Below are 25,431 nucleotides of genomic sequence, written 5' to 3'. Positions count from 1 at the left end.
CGATCCGGAAGCAACGGCTCGATCCGCGCCCACTGCGCGTCAGTCAACGGCACACCCGAACCAACGACCAGCTGATCCAAACGAAACGCCCTAGCTGACCAGGGCTACGATCACGACAAGTACCGCCCGCCTGGTCTGGGATCTCCGCGTGAAGCCGCTGATCGCTCGCCGTGGCACCGAGTACGGTTCCGGCCTGGGCACCCAACGCCGGGTCGTCGAGCGCGCGTTCGCCCACCCGCACTGGTTCCGTCGCCTGCGAATCCGCTGGGAGATCCGCGACGACATTCACGAAGCCTTCCTCACCCTCGGATGCGTCTTGATCTGCTGGAGGCGCCTTGTCGCGTCACGATCGCAACCGGCCCCCGCACCCAAAGCTCCTTGAAACACTCGTGCCGGTCAGTGCACACGCTCCCCACACTCCGCCGGAAACAGCATGGCACCTGGTGGCAGTTCGCCCGGATGCCGACCGAACACCCGCAGGCACGCTTCAAGAGAGTTCTCCGCGGGCGAGTATTCAAGGGTGAGTCGGCTCAGCACGGTGACGGCACCCGCAAGATGCATTTCCGCTGCATGCACGCCGTCGGGCAGACGGCCGGCCAACATGCCGAAGGCTGCTGTGCCGCCGCTGTCGGTGACACACTCGCGGATCTCGAAGCGCCAGTGCTCGGCCGCGACGCCCAGCAATGACTTGCCCTTCTTGCCCAGCCCGACGAGGAAATCGGTGCGGGCTCGTATGTGGTGGGCGATGGCACAGCAGAGGGGAACCGCAGCGCCCTCAGGAGCCATCACCCGCGTGTACCCGGTATGCGGATAGCACGACAAAGCTTCATCAAGCAGGTTCAACGCGGTGTCTCTTGCCGCCGGATGACCCTGCTGCGCGATGTCCAGAAGCAGCGGGGCCGCAACCACAGCCGCTGGAAAGACAGCGGCACTGTGACCATGAACAATCCCGCCGCCAGCCAGCCGCGAACCAGCCTCCGCCGCTTGTACCAGATTCGCTGCCTCGGCCAGGGCGCTCAGACCGCGGGCGGCACGTCCCGGTTCATACCAGTCGGGATGACCCGGTATGGAACCCCAGTCCACCGCTTTGATCTCCTCCAGCACAGCAGCATCCTCGCACGCGACCGTCACCCAACGCTCAAGCACCGATGGGCCTTGAAGGTCACCCTGTTAGGAGTTCTAAGGGCTTGCCGGGAATCAACATGCCGGTTTGATCTTGATTTTGTCCAGGTCGAGGAATCTGGCGATGTCGGCCGGTGTGCGGAAGCGGGCTGTTGAGGCGGGAATGCAGACACCATGGGCTTCCAGGAGGGGGCGGACATCTTTGACTGCCCGGCTGATGGTCATGGCGGTGGTGTTGAAGAGCTCGCCGAGAAGCTCCTGGAGAGCGTGTTTTCGCAGGTAGAGGATGGTGACCAGGATCTGGTCGGCCGGGGTGAGTGTGGGTTTGCGGCCTGTGCCGCGGGCGACGCGGCGCGGTCCTCCGCGGGCTGCGTGACGAACTTGCTCGCGGTGCTCTTCCAACCTGGGGATCAAGGTGTGGGTCAGGTCGCTGAGTTGCTTGCGGGACATGCCGGTCAGCTCGGGGTGCTGCAGGTCGTGGGGCGTGAGGGAGCGAGAGCCGCTGGCCGACCGCCCGCGTTGCCGGGGAAGGTCTGGGGGCGGTTGGTGACCTGAGGGGTGAAAGGTGTAGTTCCAGTCTCCGTGGAAGCGGTGGCGGGTGATCGGCAGAGCGGCGATGGCCTCGTCGCTGATGCGGATGCCGGTGGGGTACTCACCGGTGTCGAGTTCGGCGTGCACGGTCAGACCGGTGCGGCTCGTGGTCGCGGCGATGGTCTGGAGCATGACTTCGTGGCTGGTCAGAGGCCTGCCGCGCCAGTTCATGGTGATATGGGAGAACAGCCGGTGTTCGATCTTGTTCCACTTCGATGTGCCGGGCGGCAGGTGGCACACGGTGATCTCCAGGCCGGTCGCGGCAGCGAGGTCGGCCAGATGGATCTTCCAGCCGCGCGTGCGGTAGCCGTTGGAGCCCCCGCCGTCGGCCGTGATCAGCAGCCGGTGTGCCCGGGGGTAGTCGTGCCGACCGCGGGCCTGCCACCAGCGGCGGATTGAGGCAACGGCGAACGCCGCCGTGTCGTGATCAGTGCCGATGCTGACCCAGCCGGTGTTCGCCGCCATGTCGTAGACGCCGTACGGAATCGCCTTCTCGGCCTGGCCGGGGAAGTCGTGGGTGTTGACCCTCACCGGTTGCTTGGCGGGGCGCCACTCGTGCCCGGCGTTCTTGAAGTCACCGATCAACTCCTTCTTTTTGGTATCCACACTGATCACCGGGTCGCCGGCGTCCCTGTGATCGCGTGCCTGCTCGTTGAGGTAGCGGAACTGGGCATCCCGGTCCGGGTGCTGGGAGCCTTCGATGGTCTTGGCGTTCGCCTGCAGACTGAAGCCCTCTTCCCGCAGCAAGCCGGCGACCGTGTCGGCGGAGACCCGGTGGCCCTGCCGGGTCAGCTCTGCCGCCAGCTTCCGGGTCGACTTCGTCGTCCAGCGCAGCGGTGACATCGGGTCGCCCCGCTCGTCGGGCTCGACCAGTGCCAGCAGCGCGGGCCGCAGCCCGGGGTCCGACTCGGTCGCCTTCTTCCGCCCTCCGCCAGGACGGCGGGTTCGCCCCAACGGGGCCTGGCCAGACTCCAGTTCAGCTACCCCGCGCGAGACCGTGCCCTCTCGGACCCCGGCGGCAGCGGCGACGATCCTGATCCCGCCATGCCCCAGCGACCGCGCTTCCGCCCCTATGACCAGCCGACGCTGACGCTCGTCCAGATGCGGCAACAATGCCTGGAACTTCGCAGCCAGGACCGCCTCGATCCCCTCCGGTCTCCCCATACCAGAACAACGACTCTCGCAGCCGGAAGCCACGACTTGTTTTCCGGCAAGCCCTAAGAGCTCTGCTTGAGTCGCTCCGCAGCCTGAGCAGGGGTGTCGTAGTAGCCAGGCTGTGCCAGCAGAACCGAGCTGAAGTAGTAGCCCTGTTCTTCTTCCGGCTCATCGTCGGCCGCGAACGGACGCCAGAAACTCAGCAGCAAGTCCGGGGCGATGAATGAAGCATCGTCGTCAGGATCTTCCTCGATCGAGGTGAGCTCCCCGACGCGCCGGACAACCTCACGGGCCGGAAGAGCGAACACGTCCACACCCTGGAACAACACTCGATCCGCTTGGGACGAGGGCCTGCCCAGCTCGATGGCTTCGAGCATGTCGCGCATGCAGTGGATGCTGATCATCAGCCCGTTGGGGCGGAACACGTGTTGTCCCGGCCGGTCGGACTCCGAGATCGCAGAAGGATCTCGGAGCGAGTCCAACGCGGTGTTGGCCCCGTGTCGAGTCATACCGATCCGCAACGGGCCAACGCCGTTTGGCGGGGCGAGATCGAAGTCCATGCCGGCATGATCCCAAACAGCTCTGTCAGCCAGTGACGAAGGGCCATCCAGTTCCGGAAGGTTACAGAGTGTGATGGCCCCACAGAAGTTGGACCAGAACCTGAGTTTGGGAGGCGCCAGGCCACTTGCCAGGGCAGCAGCAGGATGCTCCTGGTGAAAGGTGCTCGTCATGCCGCGGATGTCGGAGTTCGAGCTATACGCGGCGATCCGGCATGACCACCGCTTCGGCGGATGGGGCGCTTCCCGGCGGGACGTCACTCCTCCAGCGCGCCGGTGGCGAGCAGCCTCAGCGACATTGCAAGCCGTCGAGTCTCTCCCTGCCCCAGCAGGCGCACGATCGGTCCGTTCTGCAGAGCGCCGAGCAGGATATGGGCCACCACCTCGGCGTCCAGATCGGGGCGTTCCTCGGTGATCAGCGCGCTGATGTGGCCGTGCCAGAACCCGTAGACCGAGTGTTGTTCGGACGAGTCCTCCTGGGCGTCGCGAGGGGCTGTCGCCGCCTGCCCGAGAGCGGCCAGCAGACCTTTGTTCCGTCCGACCACGTCCACGACCGCGTCGAGGAAGGCCAGCAGCCGTTGCCGGGGAGGAGCCCCCGGGCCCAGCGGCGGGGGGCCTTCCGTGACCGATTCGCGCAGGGCGTGAGCGCGTTCCAGCATCAGCTCCCGCATCAGGCCGGCGCGGTTGCCGAAACGGTGGAACACCGTGCCCTTGCCGACGCCCGCCGCGGCAGCGATGCGCTCGATTGAGACCTGCTCCGGAGGGTGCTCGGCGAGGAGGCTCTCCGTGGCCTCAAGGATCGCGCGCCGATTGCGTGTCGCATCGGCGCGTTCGCGGCGGCCTTCCGCCATCAGCTCTCTCCTCATCCAGGACAACACCCATAGACAACTGGACCGTCGGTCCAGTACGGTCGAAATTGGACCGCCGGTCCAGTTTAGAACATCACTCTGTTCGAGGAGAGTTGCCATGCGACGAATCCGCTACCACTCCTACGGCGGCCCTGAGGTCCTTGCCTTGGAAGAGACCCCGGCGCCCGTCCCGAAAGCGGGGCAGGTGCTGATCCGGGCCGCGGCGATCGGCGCCAACTTCGTGGACACCCAGCTCCGGCGCGGCATGGCTCAGACCGAGCTCTACCGGCGGCCCCTACCCAGGTCCCTCACCGGCGACGTGGTGGGCACGGTCGAGGCAGTCGGACCGGACACGGACCCGGCCCTGATTGGACGTCGGGTCGCCACGGCTTCCGAGGACGCGTTCTGTGACCTCATCGTCGCTGACACGCCGCGGCTCGTCCCGGTACCCGACGGGCTCGACGCAGGCACGGCCAGCGCGCTCCCCATGGCGGCACCAGTGGCCCTGGGTGTGCTGCGCGCCGGGCGTCTGACGCGCGGCGAGACCGTACTGGTGCACTCCGCTGCGGGCGCCATCGGCCACCTGGCCATTCAGCTCGCGAAGGTACTCGGTGCGGGTACGGTCATCGCCACGGCCAGTACAGCGGCCAAGCTGGACTTCGCCCGCGGTCAGGGCGCCGACATCGGCGTCAACTACACCGACGAGGACTGGCCGGAGCAGGTCCGCACGGCCGCGCCCGGCGGCGTGGATGTCGTCCTCGACGCGGCCGGCGGCGAGATCTTGCGCCGTAGCCTGGACGTACTGGCCCCGTACGGACGCCTGGTGACGTATGGCGCCGCGAGCGGCGAGCTCGGCAGCATCCCCGTCACCGACCTGTTCGCCCTGAGGTCCGTCACCGGGTTCTCCCTCATAGCCGCGTATGCGGCCGACTCCGAGCGCGCAGCGAAGGACCTGGCTGAACTTACCGAGTACGCGGCCCAGGGATTCCTCCACGCAGCGGTCCATGCCCAGCTGCCGCTGACCGAGACCAGCGAGGTGCACCGGCTGCTGGAGAGCCGTGCACAGCTGGGCCGCATACTGGTCGCCCCGTAAGACTGCCGGGCCATCCCAACGTTGGTCGTTACGGCTGACGAGCAGCGAGGGCCAAGCCACACAGGTTCTGACACCTGCCGCTGCCTGCCACCGACGGTCAGTCGCCCTGACGGGCGGCCGGCCCTCCCGCCTTCACGGCCACGTCAGTGCCGTCATTTCTCATCGACATTCACGGGCCCGAGGATGCCATCGAGCGCGCCGACCGGGAGGCATTCACCCGGGAACCGCCCAAGACCCTCCAGGGCCGCAGCAACTTCTTGATGAAGCAGCTCAAGGCGACCAAGGCCGTCGCCCAGGGGCTCGGCGTCGGCGAGCGCTCGGTGGAGCGTTACCGCAAAGGCGAGCGCAAGCACCCGCCGAAGGACATCGCCGCGAAGATCGACGACGCCCTCCGCTCGCGTTGGCAGCCGCAGGTCCGCAAGCGTCGGCGCAAGCAGGCCGCCGCCACCGGGATCACGGTGGGGACGCAGGCCCGGTTCGGCTACACCGCGCCGGTCGGTACGACCGACGACGGCCGCTTCCGCCGCCTGACCGTCCGCCTCCCCGCAGCTTACGCACAGCGCCTCTTCGACGCCCGCGACACGGGGCAAGCAGCCAGGACATGCGCGGAATCATCGCCGAAGGGTTCAAAGAAGTGTATTTCCAGGACGGTGGCGGTCGCGCTATGGGACTGTCGGAGGTGGAGCTAAACGACATTGATTACCTCGATTTGGACTTCTGAATAGAAGCGGAAGGCATGCCACGCAATTCCCGCCTTGAGTCGAAGCTCGATGGGCGTCACAGAAGTAGGTCTTCTGTCACCTGGGCCGACGGCGGAAGCGGAGCGGGGTACCGGGCAGGGGGTAACGTTCCGGCATGACGTTCGCGCTGCCCCGGTTCCCGCCGCGTCCGATCCGCGGCGTACGTGTACTGCATCAGAAGCAGAACTGCGCACCGCATTTCGCGGAGATAGAGGTCGATTTCGAGCCCGCAGGCGAGGGCTTTGCCTTTGAGGTGGCTCAAGAGCTGACGGTGGACTACGAACCCGCCGATGACCTGTCACGCTTCTACGCGGCTGCCGCCATGGGGATCGAGGAGCAGCTGCGCCTGCCCGAGCACGGAGTCGCGGTCGCCACTCGGGTGGTGCTGCGGCGGGCCCGTGCCGATACGTTCGGCTCTCACGTACTAGCGTTCAAGATCGCGGGCTACCTCGCCGCCCGTAAAGCCTTGGAGCATACGGGGTGCCTGCGGCCGGACCTCGGGTGACAACAAGCGTGCTGTGCCCGGCGAGTTGACAGGTACCGCGCCGAGTGGGTGACAACTACCGGGCTTCGACCAAATGAAACCCCGTGTCGGTGCCGACCTCGGTGGCAGCTTTCGCGCTTCGGCACACGCCTGAGGTCGGGTGGCCGGGTCACGGCAACGTGACCCGGCCACCCGACCCGACGGAAACCGCGGCTCAGCGAATTAGAACAGACATCCAGGCGGTTCTGATCCTCGTTCGATGAGAGCACGAAGTTCGGTCGCTTCTGGGCTCCCTGTCTGCTCGAAGATGCTGAGAGCTTCGTACCAGCATGCTTTGGTCCGGTCCGCCTGCCCAAGTTCCGCGAGCGCATTTCCCAGGAGGGTCAGGACGTTGCCGCGCATCGGGTCGCCTCCGATGCAGCGCAGTGTGAGGGCCTGTTCAGCGTGCTGAGCCGCCCGCGCGGGTAGACGGGCGGCTAGATGGGCTTCGGCAATCCGGAAGTGCGTCGTTCCCTCCCAGAGCCGCTGTCGGTGGTCCCTGAAGACGAACAGCGCCTCATCGAACTGCGCTAGAGCTTCGGAATACCGACCGGCTTTGGTGAGGATGGTGCCCACAACGTAGTGGCCGTTGGCGAGGTGCACCGTCCGGCCGAATTCGGCGTGAACCGCGAGGCTGCGCTGCGCGATCTCGACCGCGTTGGCGGTATCGCCAAGGCCCAGCTGGGCTTGTGCGAGGTTGCCCAGGCTAGTTGCTTCGAAGGGCCGGTTGCCGAGCATACGGAACCCATTGATGGCCTGAGTGAAGAAGGCTTTGGCGTCCGTGTGCCGGCCTTGGCGCAGCCGGACGAGGCCTCGGTTGTTGGCCACCCAGCTGATGGCGGTGTCATCGTGCGCGGAGGCGGCGAGTTCGGCGGCGAGCTGTGCCTGTTCCTCCGCCTGCTCGATGTGGCCGGAGCTGAGGAGGACATCGGCCAGGACCGTGCGTGCCCTGCCCTCGGCTCGGGGGTCACCGCAGGCGTGGGCGGCGTCGCACATGGCCCTTGTGGCCGTTTCGAATTGGCGGGAGTTGGCCCCGGATTCGCTGAGGTCCTTGGCCGCCCAGAGCAGATCGACTGCGCGCCGAATCCTGGACACGTCGGCTTGCCGTACGCAGGCCAGCAGGCATTCGGCCTCGGAGTACAGCCAGTCCAGGGCCGCGGACTGCCCGGCGAATCCCAACCCAGGACGAACGGTCGACTCCAGGTCGTTCACGAGCTGATCGCCGGGCCGCTCGATCGCGTACACAGCGGCAGCCGTGGCCAGGTAGAAGTCCAGCAGCCGCGACAGCGCCGCGCCCTGCTCGCTGGGCGGCCACTCGTCCCTTTCGGCACAGGCACGCGCGAAGAGCCGTACGAGATCGTGGTACCGGTAGCGGCCCGGAGCCGCCGATTCCAGCAGCGAGGTGTCGACCAGGGACTCCAGCAGGTCCTCTGTCTCGTCCACCGGAAGGTCCAACAGAGCGGCGGCGGCGGCCAGCGAGATGTCCGGGCCGTCGGCCAGCCCCAACACACGGAACGCGCGTGCCTGGGCGGGGTCCAGGGCGCCGTAGCCCAGCTCGTAGGTGGCCTTCACGTCCAGGTCTCCGGCCTGGAGCTCGTCCAGACGGCGACGCTCATCCCTCAGCTTGGCGGCAAGAACCGACACCGTCCACGTACGCCGCGCCGCCAGCCGGGAGGCGGCGATGCGGATCGCCAGCGGCAGGAAACCGCACGCCGCGACCACGTCCAGCGCGGCCGCCCGCTCGGACGCCACCCGCTCCGAGCCCACGATCCTCGCGAAGAACTTCACCGCTTCGTCCGGGGGCATCACATCCAGGTCCACCAGATGCGCCCCGGCCAGGCCCGCCATGCGGACCCGAGACGTCACCAGGGCCGCGCAGCCCTCCATACCCGGCAGCAACGGCCGTACCTGGGCGGCGTCCTTGGCGTTGTCCAGCAAGACCAGGACGCGTCGGCCGTTCAGCACCGCGCGATACAGGGCTGAGCGTTCCTCCAGGGATTCGGGGATCGCCGAGTCCCTGGTTCCCAGCGCCCTCAGGAAGGAGCCCAGCACCGTCTCGGGTTCCGCCGCCCGTGGGCCCGTACCCCGCAGGTCCACGTACAACTGCCCGTCGGGGAAGGCAGTCCGCGTCCGATGCGCCACATGCACCGCCAGACTTGTCTTGCCGACACCCCCGATGCCCGCCAGGGCCCGCCAGGGCCGACACTGCCATCACCCGGCCCTTCGCCGAGGCGAGGATCTCGCTCAGCTCTGAGACGAAGGCGGCACGGCCCGTGAAATCCGGCACCGTGGCCGGGAGTTGGGCCAGGCACACCGGTTCCGCGGCCGGTTCGGCCACCGGCGCCGGCGGCTCCGCGAGGGCGGGGTCGGCCTGGAGAATGCGCTGTTGGAGTTCTTGCAGGCCCGGGCGCGGGTCCACGCCCAGCTCGTCCGCCAGCAGGCGCCGCGTGTCCGAGTAGACAGCCAGCGCTTCCGCCTGGCGGCCGCCGCGATACAGCGCCAGCATCAGCAGCTCCCGCAGCCGCTCGCGCAGCGGATGCGCCGCTGTCAGCGCGGTCAGCTCTGACACCGCTTCCGCGTGGCAGCCCTGCTCCAGGTCCATGTTGAGGCGCGACTCCAGCAGTCGGAGCCGCCACTCGTTGAGGCGCACGCGCTGCGCCTCCGCGTACGGGCCCGGTATGCCGGCCAGTGTCTCGCCGTCCCACAGTTGCAGCGCGCGATCCAACACCTCGCGGGCGTGGTGCAGGTTCCCCGCGCCGCGCGCCTTCTCCGCCTCGGCCGCCAGGTCCTGCGCGAGCGCCAGGTCGAAGGCGCTCTCGGCCAGCCCCCGCACCGCGTAGCCGCCCGACTCGCTCACCAGGACCTCAGGGCCGAGTACCTTCCGCAGCCGTGAGGCGTACGTCCGCAGCGCGGCCAGCGCCTGCGACGGCGGCTCATCGCCCCACAGGGCGTCGATCAGCTCCCCGGCAGTCGCCGTACGGCCCTCGCGCAGCAGCAGGGCGGCGAGCAGGGCCCGTTGCTGCGGAGAGCCGGTGCTGAGCGGCCCCTCGGCACGCCAGGCGCGCACCGGGCCGAGCACGCTGAAGCGCAGGGCCTGCGGCTTCGCGGGGGAACCGGTCCGCCGCTGCTCCAGCACCCGCAGCCCCTCGGCGCCCCACGGCACTCGGTCGACCATCGCCGTCCCCGCTTGCGGCACCGCCTCGCACGGAGCATGCGGGCGAACACGTTTCCACGCGTCAATCCACAGGGGCTGCTTTGCTTCGGTAACCCCACAAGCGGTCAAGTACCCGATCAGCTGGTGTTCGTCGCGCGGCAGTGTCTGACCCCGCACGATGCGGTGAGCCGTGCTGTGCGGCAGCCTTCCCAAGCCGCCGGTCCGATGCTCCATCTCACGCACCGTAGGCCGGCCGGCCCTCGCGTAAAGCTCCTGCAGGACGACCTTGAACGTGTCGATTCCGTCAACGTACGCCGGACTCGGCTCCGGCCGACCGGAGGCAGACCCGTAATGCTCCTCTCCGCGAGCCTTCCTCCACAGATCCATTGCCACCTCGACCGAAGCATCGCAGGCCTCTGCGTACGCCTGGACAACACGCGCGCTGGGCACGCTCTGTCCTGACGCGGCACGCTGAAGCGTTGTGGCGTGAATCCCATCTGCGCGGTCCGCCAGCTGGGCATATGTCCATCCTCCGGCCGCGCGCTGGGCGCGCAGCCAGCAGGCCAGCTTGTCCAGTGCCTTGTTGGATGTGGCTATCGGCTTCTCTCTGCGCCCCACGGTCGGTGCACACCTACGGCGCCGGGATCGCGCGTGCCACACGCACGATCAGTGACCCCAGTCGCTTCCCTCCGCCCCGCAGGGCGAGCAGTGTGCCCGACGCGACCACGCCGGCACCGCCCAGTACCGCCAGGGTCGGCAACGCTTCCAGGCCGCTGCCTGACATCACGCAGGCCAGCACCGTGATGACGACGATGACCACAGCATCGGGTGTCGAAAGCCTGTTGTTGGGTGCGCCGTTTACGACGCACCCAACCGTGCGAGATGTGTGGGGCATGTCCTGCCTCCTGAGTTCGACGCCCGCGCTCAGGGCGCGTCGGCGTGTTGCGGGCTCCAGGTATGTCACCCAACTGGTGCTTGCCGACACCGAGATGGGGATCTGCATCGTGGCATCGCCTACTCGCGCCAGGCCAGCCCTCCAAAACCTTTGATGCGCCGCTGTCCATGGCGCGGCCCTCGTGCATCAGTGCCTGTTTCTAAGCTCCGGTTTTGAGTAGCCTTGGGTTCTACGCTGGGGTGGTGTCCAAGGGCACTGGGTGGGCCGGGGAGAGGAACTGTCGGGCTTGTGGCGAACGGCTGAGGCCGGGCGCCAGACCCGGTGCGGTGTACTGCTCGTCGGCGTGTCGTGCCTGGCAGTGGCGTCGGGACCGGTGGTTGCGCAAACGTCTGGCGGCCGTCCAGGACCGTGCGGGCGAGGTCGAGTGTCCGGTCTGTGGGGCTCGGTGGGTGGCTGGCGTCGACCGGAGGTCGACGGCCTTGTATTGCTCGGGCCGGTGCAAGGTGAGGGCCTGGCGGTCGCGGAAGGAAACGTTCGGCGAACGGTCACAGTGACCGCATCGCGAACGCATCTTGAGTCCAACTTCGTTCAGATTTCGGTCACTTATGGTCATTCGTTGTGATCTTCTGTTTTATGGTCTGACTCTCGGTGATGAGCGGGTCGTGTCCACGTCACGGACGTCAGCTCCGTGCTGCGGCCCGCATGGGTGATGAAGCCCCATGCTGGAGGAGATCGACAAGATCGGAAGCGTTAGTCAGTCCCGCTATGAGCAGATCGTTGCCGAGCTGCGGGATGTGGTCGAACAGCAGACGCAGGGACAGTTCACGATCGGGGACCAGGCCCTGGAGATCGAGCCGATCCGGCCCCGCGGCGGGCCGGTTACGGAGACCGCGTGGTCGGTGGAGGTGTCCCTGCGGCTGCTGGCCGAGGACATCGGTCTGTCGGTGTCGACGGTCAAGACGGCCCGCTGGACGGCGTCGCGGTGGCCGGCCGACAAGCGCCGGGAGGGGGTGTCGTTCTCGGTCCACAAGGTGCTGGCCAGCATCGACGACGAGGTGGAACGGTTCGCCGCGATCCTCACGCCACCCGAGGGCAAGACCCGGTGGACGGTGGACGATGCCCGGCGCCAGGTCGGTGTCCAGGTGGAGACTCCGGTTTCGACTCGGGAGAAGGTCACCGCGATTCACGCGCTCGCTCAGGACGACAAGGTCGCCGCTGCCGTGACGGGGGATCTGCTGCGGCGTCCGCAGGTCGCGGCCAAAGTGGCACAGACCGACAAGGTCCGGGTGGTGGAGGAGTTCACTCGCGACGAGACCGTCGCTGCGACCGCTGCGACCAGCCTTCTTCGCAGGCCGGACGTCGCGTTCAAGGCGATGAGCGACGACACCGCTCGCTTCCAGGTCAACCATGCCCAGACGGAGCGGAGCCGGCAAGCCCGCGATCGGTTCGAGGACAGCAGTCCGGTCGCCCCGGCGGTCCGTCACATCGACCGGACAGTGGAGTTCCTGGACCTGGTCACCGCCTGCCACTCGTTCGTGGCCGCCGCCGGCCGGGCGGTCCCGGGCCTGCGCGACCGCACGCTGGACGAGGACCAGCGCACGATCGTGCACGAGAACGTCGCCAAGGTCCGGGCGACGCTGGACTGGATCGAGACCGCGGTCGACACGGGCAAGGTCGACATGGACGGCGAGCTGGCCCGTCTACTGAAGGGCGAGTAGGCATGCCCCGCGCCTCACGGCGCCGGGGCGACGCCGCCAAGCGGCACGCGGACACCCTGCGGTTCGTGCTGTTCGAAGCCCGGCCCGCGGGGCTGCTGTTCCACCAGTTGACCCGCGCTTCCGATCTATCTCCCAGCCAGGTCAGGGCCGGTCTGGCCTGCCTGCGAGACATCATCGCGGAGAACGGCTGGCCGCCACTGATCTGGACGAGGGCCGACGGCTACCTGCTCGGCGCCGAACCGGCGGCCCTCCAGGCATACGAGCGGGCCGTACTCACTGGGAAGCTCACCGAGTTCCGCCGGTTCCTCACCGGCCCGGTCGCACCGCACGCCGCCGCCCACCCGGGCGACAAGTGGGTACGGCACATCATCGCCCAGGTCAACTCCATCGAATCCACCCTCGATCTCGTCGTCTCTTCCTGACCACCAGTGAGGGTTCGCCCGGCCGAAGGTCCGGGCGAACCCTCACCCCGCACCGGGCCGAAGGGAAGCCACATTCGCCAGCGCCGCTATCCCTCCGACACCACGAACGCCGAATGGGCCCTGATCGAACCGCTGTTACCGACTCCGGCCTGCGACACCCCTACCGGCGGCCGGCCGGAGAAGCACCCCCGCCGCGAGATCGTTGACGCGATCCGCTACGTCGTGGACACCGGCTGCAAATGGCGGGCCCTGCCTGCGGATTTTCCGCCCTGGCGCACTGTTTGGGGCTTCATGGCCCGCTGGGCCGCCTGCGGCGTGATCGGACAGATCCGAGACCATCTCTCAGGCCGGATCCGACGCGAGATGGGCAAAGGCCCCCGGGCGGTCGCGACCGTGATCGACTCCCAGAGCGTCAGGGCCGCCGAGACCGTTGGCAAGGACTCACGCGGCTACGACGCGGGCAAGAAAATCAACGGCCGCAAGCGTCACCTGGTGGTCGACACTCGCGGCCTGCCCCTGCTGGTCATGGTCACCCTGGCCTCACTCACCGACCGCGACGCCGCCAAGGAACTCCTCTTCCGCCTCCGCCTGATGCACCCCGAGATCACCATCGTCTGGGCCGACTCCGCCTACGCCGGAAAGCTCGTGACCTGGGCAAAGAAGTACCTCAGCCTCACGATCAAGACCGTGAGCCGTCCCAAGGACGCCTCCGGGTTCATCGTGCTGCCCCGCCGCTGGGTCGTAGAGCGAACATGGGCCTGGATGATGCACGCCCGCCGGCACGCGCGGGACTACGAACGGCTCGTCCAGCACTCCGAAACCCTCATCACCTGGGCCGCCATCACCCTGATGACCAGACGCCTGACACGTGGAGCCAAACGTCCGTCCGCTTGTCTCCCGCTCTGAACCGTCCCCTGTGGTGATCGGCTACGGCGCCGGGCATTTTCACGAGCTGCGGCAGAGAGCACGGTCAATGAGGTTCCGTAGTGCCTCTTCCTGGCGCACTGCGGTGTTCGGGTCCGCGGAGCGGCTGTGAGCGGAGACGGTGATGGTGCGCCGGCCGTCCGTGGTGACGGCAGTGCGGATGACGTATCCGAAGCCGCTTCCTCCGTGCCCGAAGTAGCCGCGGCCGCAGGACAAGGGGGTGAAGAACAGTCCCAGGCCATCCCGGGTGCCTGCCGGGTGGCCGCTGTCTTGCGGCACCGGGACGGTTGTCCGCATGGCAGCGAGTTCAGCGGGGCCCAGGAGCCGTCCGGTGCTCAGGGCGGTGAAGAACCGGTTGAGATCGCGGGCCGTGCCGGTCATCGAGCCGTCGGCCCCGCTGTCGAAGGGGCGGTAGGTCATTGTGGTGTCGGCCATCGGGCCGTCCGGGGTGAACTGCTGGTAGTTGGCCGTGTGCGGCTCCGGCAGGAAGGGCCAGGTGCCGGGCGTTTCTGTGCGACGCAGACCCAGGGGGCGCAGGATGCGGTCGTGGACCTCCTGTTCCCAGGAAAGGCCGGTGACCCTCTCGATGATCATTCCGGCGAGGATGTAGTTCGTGTTGGAGTAAGCCCATCGTGTTCCCGCCGGGAAAGCAGGCTCATGACGCATGGCTTTGGCTATCAGCTGTTCGGGCCGGTAGGTATGCCACCGGTTGGCGTAGTACGTCTGAGCACTGGGCTCGGGGAACACGTCGTAGATGTAGTCGTACAGGCCACTGGTGTGCTGCAGGAGGTCGCGGACCGTGATGGTTCGGCCGTCGTTGCCTGCTCCGGACACGGTGCCGGGCAGCAGTTGCTCCACCGTCTGGTCGAGGGACAGCAGCTTCTCGCGCACCAGTTGCAGCACGACGGTGGCGACGAACGTCTTGGTGGTACTGCCCAGACGTAGATAGCCGCCCTTCGGGACCGGGCGGTTGCTGGCCAAGTCTCCAACGCCGGAGCGGGCCGTGGTGGTCCCCTGCGGGGTTTCCAGACGGACCGACACCCCCGTGACCCCGGCGTCACGCAGTGCGTCGGCGCCACGCTGCACGGACCAACCCGCAGCAGAAGAACGCGGCGTGGCCGCGGAAGCGGTGGGCGGCAGAGCCGACACAGCCAGCGCCAGCACAGCAGCCGATAACCATAAGCGGTGAAAGATCATGGCTCGACGTTACGGACATCACGTATCACCAGCCATCCAGCCCACCCCCTGGCCGAACGGGTGCCAGCTGGATGGACACCATCCCCGGCGACGGGTGCCTCCCTGCCCCAACCAGGCCCCGGCCTAGCGGCAATAGGTTCAGACACAGGTTCTGAACGCCGGTGGGTGCTGGGGGCCTTCGCCGGCCCCCAGACCCCCGCTCCAGTCTGCCCCGCAGATGGGTGGTCGAACGCACCCTGGGCTGGCTCATGCACCACCGCCGCCTGGCCCGCGACTACGAAGCCCTCCCCACCCGCTCCACCGCCATGATCTACATCGCGATGATCGCCCTCATGGCCCGCCGCCTCACCCGCGAATCAACACCAACCTGGCGAGGCGCATGAACCGCATCAAATACGCAGAACGGGGCGAAACAATGAGTCAAAACGCCCTCTTACGAGTTGGTGTCCACGTACAGTCCCCAGGCGCCACGGCTGGAGCTCCATCGGCAGTCCCACCAGCTATGGGCGGAGTTCGCTCCGTCGGCCTCGCAAGCCGCCAAACTCTGGTACCAGCCGACGACGATGATGGCGGAGGTTGTGGTCGGTGCGGCTGCCGTCGTGTTGCTGTCGGCGGCTGCGGGAGCGGCCTGCGCAGGAGCTGCCAGGCCCCCAAGCACCAGCGCGGACCCGAGGGCGGCGCCAGCAAGGAAATTGCGCATATGCATGACTCATCGTTCTCTGTCGAGGATGGGCTCTCGCATGTCCATGGGCCGTGCCGGACATACTTCAAAGCCCGTGAACGAATTCGATCGGCGTTGGGACAAGAGCCCTGCCGCGTCGCGATCGATGTCCAGGATGTCGAGAGGGAGAGTTCCCGGCCTTGTCAGTCCGCGCAGAGTGGTTGACGATTCGCGCACGCCGTAGCCGGCAGGTTCCTGTAGTCCCGTGGCGGTATCCCGTAAGCGGTCCGGAACAGGCGGCTGAAGTGCGTAGGGTTGGTGAAGCCCCAGCGGGCGGCAACAGCCTGGATCGGGTGGGAGTTCAGGCGGGGATTGGCCAGGTCGAGGCGGCAGCGCTCCAGACGGCGGTGGCGTATCCAGGCCGCCGGCGATGTGTCGTCCTCGGCGAGCAACTGCTGAAGGTGGCGCAGGGAAATGTGGTGGGCGTCCGCGATCGTCTGGGGAGTCATGCCCGAGTCGGCGAGATGCTGCTCGACGTAGGCGCTGATCTGGGCCCGCAAGGCTCTCCTGCGGGCCTCCGGACTCAGCGCCTTCTCAGCGTCCAGGCAGCGGGCGATGACGGAGGCCAGGAGGTCCAGGGTGACCGAGTTGAGGGTGGGGATGTCGGCTCGGGTGAACTCGCCGGCGCGCGCGTTGAGGTCGGACAGCCAGCGGGCCAACACCCCTCCCAAGCCACGGCGCCCGCTGACCGGGACAGCGAGGAGGCCCTGCACCGTCTTCTCCGGCAGCGGCAGCAGCTTGTGAGGGAGCTGCACATTCAGTTGCGACCAGCTGCCCTGAAGAGGGTGGACATGCGCGTCGAAGGGACGACTGCTGTCCAGCACCGTGAGGTCGCCCGTATGAAACGCCATGTCACTTCCGGCCTGGGAAAAAGCCCCCTCCTCACCGAGGTGGTAATTGATCATGTACACCTCGGGGTCGGACTGCCGGATCACCTTCGCTGTCCGCGCGATCTCCAGATGCGGGAAGGACAGCGCGGACACCTGTAACTCCCCCAAGTCCAAGACACGCGCCTTGGCACGGAAGTCCTCCCGGTCGTTGCTGCGCATCAGATTGCGCATGTGTGACCCTGCTGTGATCTCCCCGAACAGCGCGAACCGCTCCGGCGCCGCCACGGCCTCCGTGCTGAACCCCGTCAACAGCATTCCCAGCCCCCCGTAGCCGACTCCAGCGCAGCTTCGAACGTGACATGGGGAGACGCACGCAGTCCAGCGGCGCTTCGGTCACATATGCCGCCACGCACTTCCTCGCGGGCAACGAAGTCTCAAGATCAAGACGCATCGAGCTTTAGAAACAGGCACTCAATCGCAGTTGAGGGCGATCGCAGCCGTGATCTGGCCATAGGCGTCACAGAGCACCTGCGGGACCCAACCCATCGGGAGATAGATGCGGCGCTGTCCCAATCAGGTCTTGCGAAAGATCGTCGCAGTTGTGCGTCGGCGCAAACCCTTCCGGCGATCATCGTGGCCCTGGCCTGGCAGTTCGCACCTCGTGAATCTGTCGGTCGGCAGGCGAGGCAGCTCCACGCCGGAGGTTCATCGTACGTTTGCGGCTCCGCGAGACGCTTCTCTGCGTCGAATCGGCCGGGCGTCGCAATCGTCTGGCTGCTCCTGTGAGTTACGGGCTCCACCCACGCGATCAGGAACCCAGCGGGTACACGTTGCCGCGTGAACCGCACAAGATCGGCGCTCTGAGTACAGAGCGCCGATCTTGCATGTCACAGCGGATCCAGCACCCGCAAGCCGTCTTCACCCTGCTCGGCCAGGGAGGCCGCCAAGGCCTCTGCGGACAGCGTGGCCAGGTATGGCCCCCGAGCGACTCGGAACGGGCGACGGCCGAACTCCCCAGCCGTGCGCCGACTGCTCGCCCTGCGGCAGGAAGCGAGACTGACTCCCCGTCATGTATGGCTGATGGCAGGGTCGTTGGAAGTGACGGAGCGTACGGTGTTGCGGTGGCTGGCCGCCGCCGAGTGTGACGAGTCCGCGGCCGCGGAGCCTTGGGCACGGGCCCAGACTCGGGACCGGCTCACCGTCACCCCGGGAGGAGGACAATGAGGAAGCTATATGAATCGGAACGGGACTTCCAAGTCTGGCGGTATGCGGTCAGTCATCGCAGTTTGCTGCTGCGTAGCGTCAAATCGGATTCGGATGCAGCCTCGCGGATCGACATCTACTTCGGCCACATCGAGCTCATGCTTCTCCGGCCGAGGTATGAAGGGGTATCGATCTACGAGGCAGAGGCGGACGATCCAGCCGAGATCCAAGACCGATTCGGCGTTTCAGTAAGCGCCGAAGGAACCTTCATGTTCGGGTCGTCCAGAGCTTCTGGAACCGACGGATTCGCCGGGTTCGAGATGTCGGGCCTCGTGATTTCCGGACCACCTGCCAGGCATGAAGACAATGGCTCCGCCAAGGATCCGTCCTTCTTTCAGAATGCGATGGGCTATCTGTTGTAGCGTCGCACTGATCGGATGAATCTCTTGGGGCCCGATGGCAGGATGATACGCCTGCCATCGGGCCCCGTCTTTTTAGCTGGCAGAAAAGGAACGCCTATTTTCATTGAACGAATGAGTGAAGAAGATTTTCGAGAGGTCCGGGAATTGACTGATCATGTCTTTCTTGCCCTGAATTCATTTGGCTTCGACTCGGCTGGCAATGGATCTGGCGATTTCGCTATTGAGATCGATGCCGGAAACGATGAGGCGAGTGGAGTCTATGCTGAGTGGAGAGCGCCTGAGAAAGTGAACTCAAGGGTCAGGGAACTTATTCAGTCCCAGCAGCTAGAATCTCCATTCTTGGCTCAAGCGGGCACAGATGTCCTCGACCATGCAAAAGGCGCTGTCGAATTCTCTATCGCTTAGACGTCGTTTCCTTTGGTGCCGACGGGCGTTGGTCAGTTCATGGCGGATCTGATTGAGCGGCTCGTGCCGGACGAGTTGTGGGTGCTGTTCCGGCGAGTGGTGCCTCCCACGGAGGTCATACGTCCGCAGGGTGGGGGCCGGCGGCGGGCGAGTGACCGGCAGGCCCTGGGCGCGATCATCTTCGTGGCCACTTCGGGCTGCTCGTGGCGGCAGCTCCCACCGATGTTCGGACCGTGCTGGCAGACGGTCTACCGACGCTTTGCCCAGTGGAGCCGGGACCGAGTCTGGGCCCGGCTCCACCGTGTCATCCTCGACGAGTTGGCGCCCGTGGAGGGCTGGACTGGTCCCGATGCGCGATCGACTCTGTCAGCCTGCGCGCGGCCAAAGGGGGTCGCTGACGGGACCGAATCCGACCGATCGCGGCAAGATGGGATCGAAGATCCATCTGATCACAGACAGGAACGGACTGCCGCTGTCCCTGGGCATCTCCGGCGCCAACATGCACGACAGCCTCGGTCTCCAGCCGCTCGTGCGTGGCATCCCGCCCATCCGGTCCCGTCGAGGCCCCCGCCGACGGCGCCCCGCCAAGCTGCACGCCGACGAGGGCTACGACTACGACCACCTGCGTCGATGGCTACGTCAGCGTGGCATCCGCCACCGTATCGCTCGCAAGGGCGTCGAATCCTCCCAGCGGCTCGGCCGTCACCGCTGGGTGGTCGAGAGGACCGTGTCCTGGCTGGCCGGCTGCCGACGGCTGCATCGCCGTGACGAACGGAAGGCAGAGCACTTTCTCGCCTTCGTCGGCATCGCTGCAACCCTCATCTGCCAGCGCCGCCTGATCGAGTAGCTGCCCGGAGCGCACCGCGTTCTTCGTTGCCTGCGGTGCAGGGACACGGTGGCCTTTGTGGCAGGCCTGGCGGCATCAACGGTGCTGGTGTCAGACAGGCGTGGCACGCTGCTCGCCATGACTGAGGATCTGATCGGCACACAGGCACCGATGCACCGCATCACAGAGCCGGAAGAGGCTATCGCGGCACTGGAACGCGCTGTCCCTGAACTGGTCGAGCACCGCCGATCCGTACCTGCCGTCATCGACTGGGCCTTGCTCGAAGACGGCCTGGGCACCGTGCTGCCCGCCGATTACAAGCGCCTCGCTGAGTGGTACTCCACCTTCGCCCTCGGAGACTTTCTCCTCGTCGGCCTGCCTGAACCGGGCGAGGAACATCATCAACTCCGCGGTATCCGCGACGACCTTGAAGGGGTCATCCATGCGTGGGCGGAGGCCGATATGTCCGTCGGCCTGCGCCCGCATCCGGCACCAGGCGGCCTGCTTCCGTGGGCGGAGTCCAATGAGGGCGACAAGTTCCTGTGGAGCACGACCGGTGACAACCCTGAGCGGTGGCTCGTCACCATCGCCTCTCGCAACGGCGGCTGGTGGCATTACGAGGGTGGCGCCGTCCAGTTCCTTGCCGAACTCTGCGACGGCACGTTGGAGCCCTGGGCCCTGCCCCCAGTCGACCCCGAAGTCACCCCCTGTTGAGCGATTCGCTAGCCGTCAACAGCCACAAGAAACGATGTCTTAGGCCGCCCGCTCGAAGGTCCCGTACATCGTGGCCCGCGCGATCGCGTGGCTGAACAGCAGGAAGTCGAGATAGGCGGGGGTCGTCGAATCCGACACCTCAAGTTCTTCGGCATCCACGGCATGCACCACGAGGAAGTAGCGGTCCGGGCCGTTGCCCGGCGGCGTCGCCGGACCGAGGTATCTCCGGTAGCCGGCGTCGTTGGCGAGCGTCACCGCCGCGCCGGGCAGCCGCCTGCCGTCTCCCGCCCCGGCCGGAAGGCCGGTCACGGAGGCGGGCAGGTTGGCCACGGCCCAGTGCCAGAATCCCGAGGCGGTGGGTACGTCGGGGTCGAACATCGCCACCGTGAAACTCCGCGTCTCCTCGGGAAAACCGGTCCAGCTCAGCTGCGGCGAGATGTCCGACCCGCCGGCGCCGAGAATGCCGCTCACCTGCTCGCGGGCCAGTTCCCCGCCGTTGGCCACGGATTCCGAGGCCACGGAGAAGGCTCTGATCGGCGGCAGGAAATCATAAGGACCATAGGGTTTGATCATGGCGATACCTCGACACCGTCGGTTTGCCGCACCTCAGGAAAACACGCACCAAGAATACCCGTGGCGGGAATGCCCTGCGCATTTACCGCCCGGCGCCCACCAGCTGCGGCCTCCGGAACACCCGCTTAGAATTGATGGGCATATTTGCACATGTCCCGGAGGCGAGTCCCATGGCCAAGATCCTGTGTGTGCTGACCGGCGCGAGTTACTGGACCCTCAAGGACGGGCACCGGCATCCCACCGGTTACTGGGCCGAGGAGTTCGTGGCTCCCTACCGCGTGTTCACCGAAGCCGGGCACGAGGTCACCGTGGCAACCCCGCACGGGGTCGTACCCGTTGTGGACACGATGAGCCTGCGGCCCAGGATGGCGGGCGGCGAGGAGAACGCCCTGCGCGAGGAGGCCGTCATCGAGGAGGCGGAGGAACTGCGGTACGCCGTCCCTCTCACGGACATCCGCCTGGAGGACTACGACGCGGTCTACTATCCCGGCGGCCACGGACCGATGGAGGACCTCTCGGCCGACCTGGACTCCGGCGCGCTGCTGCGGGAGGCGCTCGCCTCCGGCCGTCCGCTCGGCATCGTCTGCCACGCCCCCGCCGCCATCCTCGCCACCCGTGACGCGAACGGGGACACCCCCTTCGCGAAATACCGGCTGACGGGTTTCTGCAACGAGGAGGAGGCCGGTGTCGGTTTCGCCGACAAGGCCAAGTGGCTGCTGGAGGACGAGCTGAGGAAGCTGCCCGCCGAGTACTCGCGGGGCCCTGCCTGGGAGCCGTACACGGTCGTCGACCGCAACCTCTTCACCGGGCAGAACCCCGCGTCCTCCGGCCCGCTAGCCCAGGAACTCGTAGCGGCACTGCCATGAGCTGCGTCGCCGCGGGCCCCAGGCTCACTCGAAGACGATGACCTACTCGAATCGAACTCGAAGACGATGACCTACTCGAAGACGATGACCCGGCGTCCGACGACGTCACCCCGGCCCAGGGCGTCCAGATTCTCGTTGATGTCCTCCAGGGCCACCTTGGTCACGTTGTGCCTGACGAGGCCGGCCTCGGCGAGCGAGAGCACCTCGACGAGGTCCAGGTGGTTGCCCCAGAACGAGCCGAGGTAGGTCAGCTCGGTGCCCACGAACGGGAACTGCCGGTGCTCGACGCGCTGGCTCATCAGGCCGACGGCCGCCAGCGCCCCCTCGGGGCCCAGCAGGTCGAAGCCCATGGAGATGGACGACTCGCTTCCGACGCAGTCCAGGATGGCGTCGATCGTCCGGCGGCCGGTCAGCCTCTCCAGTTCGTCCTGGATGACCTCCGTGGACTTGTTGCGCACGTTGATCCCGTGGTCCGCGCCGTTCTCCTTCGCCACGTCCAGCTTGCTGTCCGTCCGTGCGAGCGCCACCGTGGTCGCACCGCCGCCGAGCAGCTTCGCGTACTGGATCGCATAGCTGCCCAGCCCGCCGATGCCCGTGACCGCGACGGTCCGGCCGGGACCGAGCTTGCCCGCATCCCGGAGCTTGCGCATCCCTCGGTACGGGGTCATGCCCGCGTCGGTCATCGGGGCGAGGAGCTCCGGCGCCCGCGCGGCCTCCTCCGAGACCGGGATCGCATGGCGGCACTCCACGGCCATGTACTCGGCGAAACCGCCCGGCGGACCGAAACCCACCCAGCGGCCGTCGCCACTGCACAGCTGTTCGTTGCCTTCCCGGCACTGCCGGCACGTGCCGTCTCCCCAGCTGGGGTTGACCACGACCATGTCACCCTCCGAGTAGCCCACCGTCGGGGGCACCTCCCTGCCGAGTCCCGCCACCCGGCCGGTGACCTCGTGACCGGGAATGTAGGGCAGGTCCACCGGGAAGGGTCCCTCGAAGTAGCCGTTCAGGAGCTGGTAGTCGCTTCGGCACATGCCGGTCGCGGCGACCTTCAGGAGAATCTCTTCCGCGCCGGGCTCGGGCACCGGGACTTCCTCGACCCGGAGGGGTTCCTTGTAACCGTGCATCCGGGCTGCCTGCATCTGCTGCGTCATGGGTCTCTCGCTCTCGCCGACCGGCAAAAGGGCGGCTCGGGGGAGTGCGACGCGGGTAGAACACGGTCCCGGCGCCGTTCACCGCGGCCGCCGCTTCGGACCCCACCATGGTCGCACCCCCGCGCATGCCATGCATCCGGAGCCGCCGCACCCACTGATGGTGCAAATGGGTGAATTGCCGGACCTGCCGGCCGGTTATACGGTGGATTCATGGCTATCGCAACGACGAGTCCGGTGACCGGTGAGGTCCTCAGGAGGTTCGACGAACTGACCCCCGAGGAACTCCAGGACAAGCTCGCCCGCGCGGCGGAAGCGGCCGCCTCCTACCGCCTGACGAACGGCGGGCAGCGGGCGGAGTGGCTGCGGCACGCCGCCGACCGCCTGGAGAAGGAGGTCGAGAGCGTCAGCGAAATGATCACCACCGAGATGGGCAAGACGTTCCGGGCCGCGGAGCAGGAAGTGGTCAAGTGCGTGCACGGGCTGCGTTTCTACGCCACGGAGGGCCCCGCGTTCCTGCGCGACCTGGAAGGCAACGGCGAACGCGTGGGCGCGCAGCAGACGTTCGTCACGTTCCAGCCAATCGGCGTCGTACTCGCGGTGATGCCCTGGAACCTGCCGCTGTGGCAGGCCATGCGGTTCGCCGCACCCGCGCTCACCGCAGGGAACGTCGCACTCCTCAAGCACGCCTCGAACGTGCCGCAGTGCGCCCTCTACCTGGAGGAACTCTTCCGTGAGGCGGGCTTCCCCGACGACGTGTTCCAGACCCTCCTGATCTCCTCGGGACGGGTGGAACAGGTGCTGCGCGACCCGCGGGTGGCCGCCGCGACCCTGACCGGCAGCGAGCCCGCCGGACGGTCGGTGGCCGCCATCGCCGGCGACGAGATCAAGAAGGTGGTCCTCGAACTCGGCGGCTCCGACCCCTTCATCGTCATGCCCTCCACCGACCTGGAGCGGGCCACCGACGTCGCGGTCAGGGCGCGGACCCTCAACAACGGACAGTCCTGTATCAACGGCAAACGCTTCTACGTGCACGAGGCCATCGGTGACGCGTTCATCGAGATGTTCGTGGCCAAGATGGGAGCCCTGACGGTGGGCGACCCGATGGCCGAGGACACCGACGTCGGACCGCTGGCCACCGAGTCCGGCCGACAGGACGTGGAGTCCTACGTCGAGGACGCCGTCGCCAAGGGCGCGACCGTACTGCTGGGCGGCGAACGCCCCGACGGACCCGGCTGGTTCTACCCGCCCACCATCCTGACCGGCATCACCCCCCGGATGCGGATGTACCACGAGGAGGTCTTCGGCCCCGTGGCACAGGTGTGGACCGTCTCCTCCCTGGAGGAAGCCCTGCGGGAGGCCAACAGCCACCCCTACGGCCTCGGATCGAACCTGTGGAGCGAGGACGAGGCCGAACGCGAACTGTTCGTCCGCGATATCCAGTCCGGCATGGCCTTCATCAACGGCAACACCACCAGCTACCCCGAGATCCCCTTCGGCGGCGTCAAACGCAGCGGCTACGGACGCGAGTTGTCCGACCTCGGCATGCGGGAGTTCATGAACGCCAAGACCGTCTGGATCGGGCAGAACGCCGCCTGAACGGACGGGCCGGACAGGTGAGGGAGGAGCACGATGACCCGGGCCGGACTGGCCGCCGCGCGCTCCATCACGGCGCAACTCGCCGAGATCGTCCCCCAAGTGGACGACGGCCAGTGGGAACTGCCGTCCGCCTGCGCCGGCTGGCGTGTCATCGACGTGGTGGCCCACCTCGCGGCGCTCGCCTCCGAGGCCGTACACCCACCCCCGCCTGACCCCACGCTGCCCAAGAACCGCGAGCGCTACCACGACCTGCGCGTCGACCAGCGCCGCGGCCTCAGCCACGCCCAAGTCCTCGACGAGTGGCGGCACAGCACCCCCCGCCAACTGGACCTCCTGGCAGCCGCCCAGGAACCTCCGGGGGCCGACGAACCCGTCGAGGTCCCCGGGCTCGGCACCTACCCCCGCCACCTCCTCGCCAACACCATGGCGTTCAACGTCCTCTGCCACCTCCACAACGACCTGCTCGCCCCGGACGGCCCGCTCCCGCTCACCGCTCCGGAGCCGACCGACGACCAGGTCGCCCCCGCCATCGACTTCATGCTCGCCGGCCTCCCCCAGATGCAGGGACCCGAACTCACCGCCACCGTCCGCCGCCCCCTCGTCCTCGACCTGACCGGCCCCGGCGCGACCACCGTCACCGTCCACCCCGCGACCACCCAGGACGGCTACCTGACCGTGACACCCGGCGCGGACGCCCCCACCCGGGTGCACAGCACGGCACTCGACTTCATCGCCTGGGCCACCACCCGCACACCCTGGCGCGACCACTGCCGCATCACGGGCGACCCGGCTGACGCGACCCCGTTCCTCGACCACCTCAATGTCATCTGAATCATCCGACCCGGACGCTCCTGCGCGCCACCTCGCCGGTCCGAGGCCGGTTCAGCAGTCCATTGGTTCGGTCTCCTTCTCAACCCTCAACGAGCTGGTACACACCGGTCCGGGGGTGGACAAGAACTGCACGGGTGACCAACCGTCCCAGATCGCGTGGAGCTTGTGGGGCTGACAGTGCCAGCCGTTTTCGGGGTCGTGTCTCGTTTGGAGACCGCCACCATGGGCTTCAGTCCGAGGCTGTCGTGGGTGTTGGCGGCTAAGAAGCCATCTCATTTGGCTGGTTCGGTAGCCTGTCTGTGTGGGAATCGTTGAGCGGCTGGTGCCGGACGAACTGTGGGAGTTGTTCCAGCG

General features: G+C 67.2%; 21 protein-coding genes and 5 pseudogenes. 15 read left to right on the top strand and 11 right to left on the bottom strand.

Annotation, left to right across the window (positions count from 1 at the left end; all coding sequences use genetic code 11):
• The first annotated feature begins 148 nt into the window (after positions 1 to 148).
• Positions 149 to 382 (top strand): hypothetical protein, encoded by a 234-nt coding sequence (locus ABTZ59_RS35240; protein ID WP_503003856.1) that lies wholly within the window; start codon positions 149 to 151, stop codon positions 380 to 382.
• A gap of 14 nt (positions 383 to 396) precedes the next feature.
• Here the strand turns inward: ABTZ59_RS35240 and ABTZ59_RS35235 are convergent, their stop codons facing one another.
• The 4 genes from ABTZ59_RS35235 to ABTZ59_RS35220 form a co-directional block, all read right to left on the bottom strand.
• Positions 397 to 1,104 (bottom strand): hypothetical protein, encoded by a 708-nt coding sequence (locus ABTZ59_RS35235; protein ID WP_351424461.1) that lies wholly within the window; start codon positions 1,102 to 1,104, stop codon positions 397 to 399.
• A 93-nt stretch (positions 1,105 to 1,197) separates the two neighbouring features.
• A complete protein-coding gene (locus tag ABTZ59_RS35230; RefSeq protein WP_351424458.1) occupies positions 1,198 to 2,877 on the bottom strand; it encodes an ISAzo13 family transposase in 1,680 nt (559 codons plus the stop codon).
• Between the two features lie 53 nt (positions 2,878 to 2,930).
• Positions 2,931 to 3,428, bottom strand: a complete 498-nt coding sequence (locus ABTZ59_RS35225) for a hypothetical protein (RefSeq protein WP_351424453.1) — start codon at positions 3,426 to 3,428, stop codon at positions 2,931 to 2,933.
• Positions 3,429 to 3,682: 254 nt separating this feature from the next.
• The gene (locus tag ABTZ59_RS35220) at positions 3,683 to 4,276 is read right to left on the bottom strand and encodes a TetR/AcrR family transcriptional regulator (RefSeq protein WP_351424450.1); all 594 of its coding nucleotides are present in this window, start codon (positions 4,274 to 4,276) and stop codon (positions 3,683 to 3,685) included.
• Between the two features lie 115 nt (positions 4,277 to 4,391).
• Between ABTZ59_RS35220 and ABTZ59_RS35215 the strand changes: the two genes are divergently transcribed.
• The 3 genes and pseudogenes from ABTZ59_RS35215 to ABTZ59_RS35205 all read left to right on the top strand — a co-directional run bounded on the left by ABTZ59_RS35215 (position 4,392) and on the right by ABTZ59_RS35205 (position 6,611).
• Positions 4,392 to 5,366: a quinone oxidoreductase family protein gene (locus ABTZ59_RS35215; RefSeq protein WP_351424445.1), complete on the top strand. Its 975-nt coding sequence runs from the start codon at positions 4,392 to 4,394 to the stop codon at positions 5,364 to 5,366.
• Positions 5,367 to 5,533: 167 nt separating this feature from the next.
• Positions 5,534 to 6,087: pseudogene (gene tpg / locus ABTZ59_RS35210) on the top strand (telomere-protecting terminal protein Tpg).
• A gap of 134 nt (positions 6,088 to 6,221) precedes the next feature.
• Entirely contained in the window at positions 6,222 to 6,611 is a 390-nt protein-coding gene (locus ABTZ59_RS35205) for a hypothetical protein (protein WP_351424442.1), read from the top strand.
• A 201-nt stretch (positions 6,612 to 6,812) separates the two neighbouring features.
• Here ABTZ59_RS35205 and afsR read toward each other — a convergent pair.
• The 3 genes and pseudogenes from afsR to ABTZ59_RS35190 all read right to left on the bottom strand — a co-directional run bounded on the left by afsR (position 6,813) and on the right by ABTZ59_RS35190 (position 10,603).
• Positions 6,813 to 9,804, bottom strand: a pseudogene (gene afsR, locus ABTZ59_RS35200) (SARP-family global regulator AfsR).
• Positions 9,805 to 10,236: 432 nt separating this feature from the next.
• Positions 10,237 to 10,401: pseudogene (locus ABTZ59_RS35195) on the bottom strand (helix-turn-helix domain-containing protein); the annotation flags it as partial.
• A 13-nt stretch (positions 10,402 to 10,414) separates the two neighbouring features.
• Entirely contained in the window at positions 10,415 to 10,603 is a 189-nt protein-coding gene (locus ABTZ59_RS35190; protein WP_351424439.1) for a hypothetical protein, read from the bottom strand.
• A gap of 794 nt (positions 10,604 to 11,397) precedes the next feature.
• Here ABTZ59_RS35190 and ABTZ59_RS35185 point away from each other — a divergent pair.
• The 3 genes from ABTZ59_RS35185 to ABTZ59_RS35175 all read left to right on the top strand — a co-directional run bounded on the left by ABTZ59_RS35185 (position 11,398) and on the right by ABTZ59_RS35175 (position 13,724).
• Positions 11,398 to 12,396 carry a DUF6192 family protein gene (locus tag ABTZ59_RS35185; protein WP_351424436.1) on the top strand — a complete coding sequence of 333 codons (999 nt, stop codon included), beginning with the start codon at positions 11,398 to 11,400 and terminating at the stop codon, positions 12,394 to 12,396.
• A 2-nt stretch (positions 12,397 to 12,398) separates the two neighbouring features.
• Entirely contained in the window at positions 12,399 to 12,818 is a 420-nt protein-coding gene (locus ABTZ59_RS35180) for a RacP protein (protein WP_351424434.1), read from the top strand.
• A gap of 72 nt (positions 12,819 to 12,890) precedes the next feature.
• Complete coding sequence (locus ABTZ59_RS35175) at positions 12,891 to 13,724, top strand: IS5 family transposase (RefSeq protein ID WP_351424466.1); 834 nt, start codon at positions 12,891 to 12,893, stop codon at positions 13,722 to 13,724.
• A 39-nt stretch (positions 13,725 to 13,763) separates the two neighbouring features.
• Here ABTZ59_RS35175 and ABTZ59_RS35170 read toward each other — a convergent pair whose 3' ends face one another.
• Positions 13,764 to 14,939, bottom strand: a complete 1,176-nt coding sequence (locus tag ABTZ59_RS35170) for a serine hydrolase domain-containing protein (protein ID WP_351424432.1) — start codon at positions 14,937 to 14,939, stop codon at positions 13,764 to 13,766.
• 212 nt (positions 14,940 to 15,151) lie between these two features.
• Between ABTZ59_RS35170 and ABTZ59_RS35165 the strand changes: the two are divergent.
• Positions 15,152 to 15,322: pseudogene (locus tag ABTZ59_RS35165) on the top strand (IS5 family transposase); the annotation flags it as partial.
• A 481-nt stretch (positions 15,323 to 15,803) separates the two neighbouring features.
• Here the strand turns inward: ABTZ59_RS35165 and ABTZ59_RS35160 are convergent.
• Positions 15,804 to 16,805, bottom strand: a complete 1,002-nt coding sequence (locus tag ABTZ59_RS35160; protein WP_351424427.1) for an AraC-like ligand-binding domain-containing protein — start codon at positions 16,803 to 16,805, stop codon at positions 15,804 to 15,806.
• Between the two features lie 905 nt (positions 16,806 to 17,710).
• Between ABTZ59_RS35160 and ABTZ59_RS35155 the strand changes: the two genes are divergently transcribed.
• The 4 genes and pseudogenes from ABTZ59_RS35155 (at position 17,711) to ABTZ59_RS35140 (ending at position 20,060) form a co-directional block, all read left to right on the top strand.
• Entirely contained in the window at positions 17,711 to 18,115 is a 405-nt protein-coding gene (locus ABTZ59_RS35155) for a hypothetical protein (RefSeq protein WP_351424422.1), read from the top strand.
• 111 nt (positions 18,116 to 18,226) lie between these two features.
• Positions 18,227 to 18,520, top strand: a complete 294-nt coding sequence (locus tag ABTZ59_RS35150) for a hypothetical protein (RefSeq protein WP_351424419.1) — start codon at positions 18,227 to 18,229, stop codon at positions 18,518 to 18,520.
• Positions 18,521 to 18,559: 39 nt separating this feature from the next.
• Positions 18,560 to 19,367: pseudogene (locus tag ABTZ59_RS35145) on the top strand (IS5 family transposase).
• Between the two features lie 117 nt (positions 19,368 to 19,484).
• Positions 19,485 to 20,060 (top strand): La RNA-binding domain-containing protein, encoded by a 576-nt coding sequence (locus ABTZ59_RS35140; protein ID WP_351424416.1) that lies wholly within the window; start codon positions 19,485 to 19,487, stop codon positions 20,058 to 20,060.
• A gap of 39 nt (positions 20,061 to 20,099) precedes the next feature.
• Here ABTZ59_RS35140 and ABTZ59_RS35135 read toward each other — a convergent pair whose 3' ends face one another.
• Positions 20,100 to 20,633, bottom strand: a complete 534-nt coding sequence (locus tag ABTZ59_RS35135; RefSeq protein WP_351424413.1) for a YbhB/YbcL family Raf kinase inhibitor-like protein — start codon at positions 20,631 to 20,633, stop codon at positions 20,100 to 20,102.
• A gap of 170 nt (positions 20,634 to 20,803) precedes the next feature.
• On the opposite strand from ABTZ59_RS35135, the gene ABTZ59_RS35130 reads away from it, so the two are divergent.
• On the top strand, positions 20,804 to 21,499 hold the full coding sequence (locus ABTZ59_RS35130; protein ID WP_351424410.1) for a type 1 glutamine amidotransferase domain-containing protein: 696 nt from the start codon (positions 20,804 to 20,806) through the stop codon (positions 21,497 to 21,499).
• Between the two features lie 71 nt (positions 21,500 to 21,570).
• Here the strand turns inward: ABTZ59_RS35130 and ABTZ59_RS35125 are convergent, their stop codons facing one another.
• Positions 21,571 to 22,650, bottom strand: a complete 1,080-nt coding sequence (locus tag ABTZ59_RS35125; RefSeq protein WP_351424407.1) for an NAD(P)-dependent alcohol dehydrogenase — start codon at positions 22,648 to 22,650, stop codon at positions 21,571 to 21,573.
• 210 nt (positions 22,651 to 22,860) lie between these two features.
• Between ABTZ59_RS35125 and ABTZ59_RS35120 the strand changes: the two genes are divergently transcribed.
• Positions 22,861 to 24,246, top strand: coding sequence for an NADP-dependent succinic semialdehyde dehydrogenase (locus ABTZ59_RS35120; RefSeq protein ID WP_351424402.1), 1,386 nt, complete (start codon positions 22,861 to 22,863; stop codon positions 24,244 to 24,246).
• A gap of 33 nt (positions 24,247 to 24,279) precedes the next feature.
• Complete coding sequence (locus tag ABTZ59_RS35115) at positions 24,280 to 25,077, top strand: maleylpyruvate isomerase family mycothiol-dependent enzyme (RefSeq protein ID WP_351424398.1); 798 nt, start codon at positions 24,280 to 24,282, stop codon at positions 25,075 to 25,077.
• Positions 25,078 to 25,431 lie beyond the last annotated feature (354 nt).

The organism is Streptomyces sp. NPDC094034 (assembly GCF_040303865.1).
Taxonomy (GTDB): Bacteria; Actinomycetota; Actinomycetes; order Streptomycetales; family Streptomycetaceae; genus Streptomyces.
This window is presented reverse-complemented; position numbering and strand designations above follow the sequence as displayed.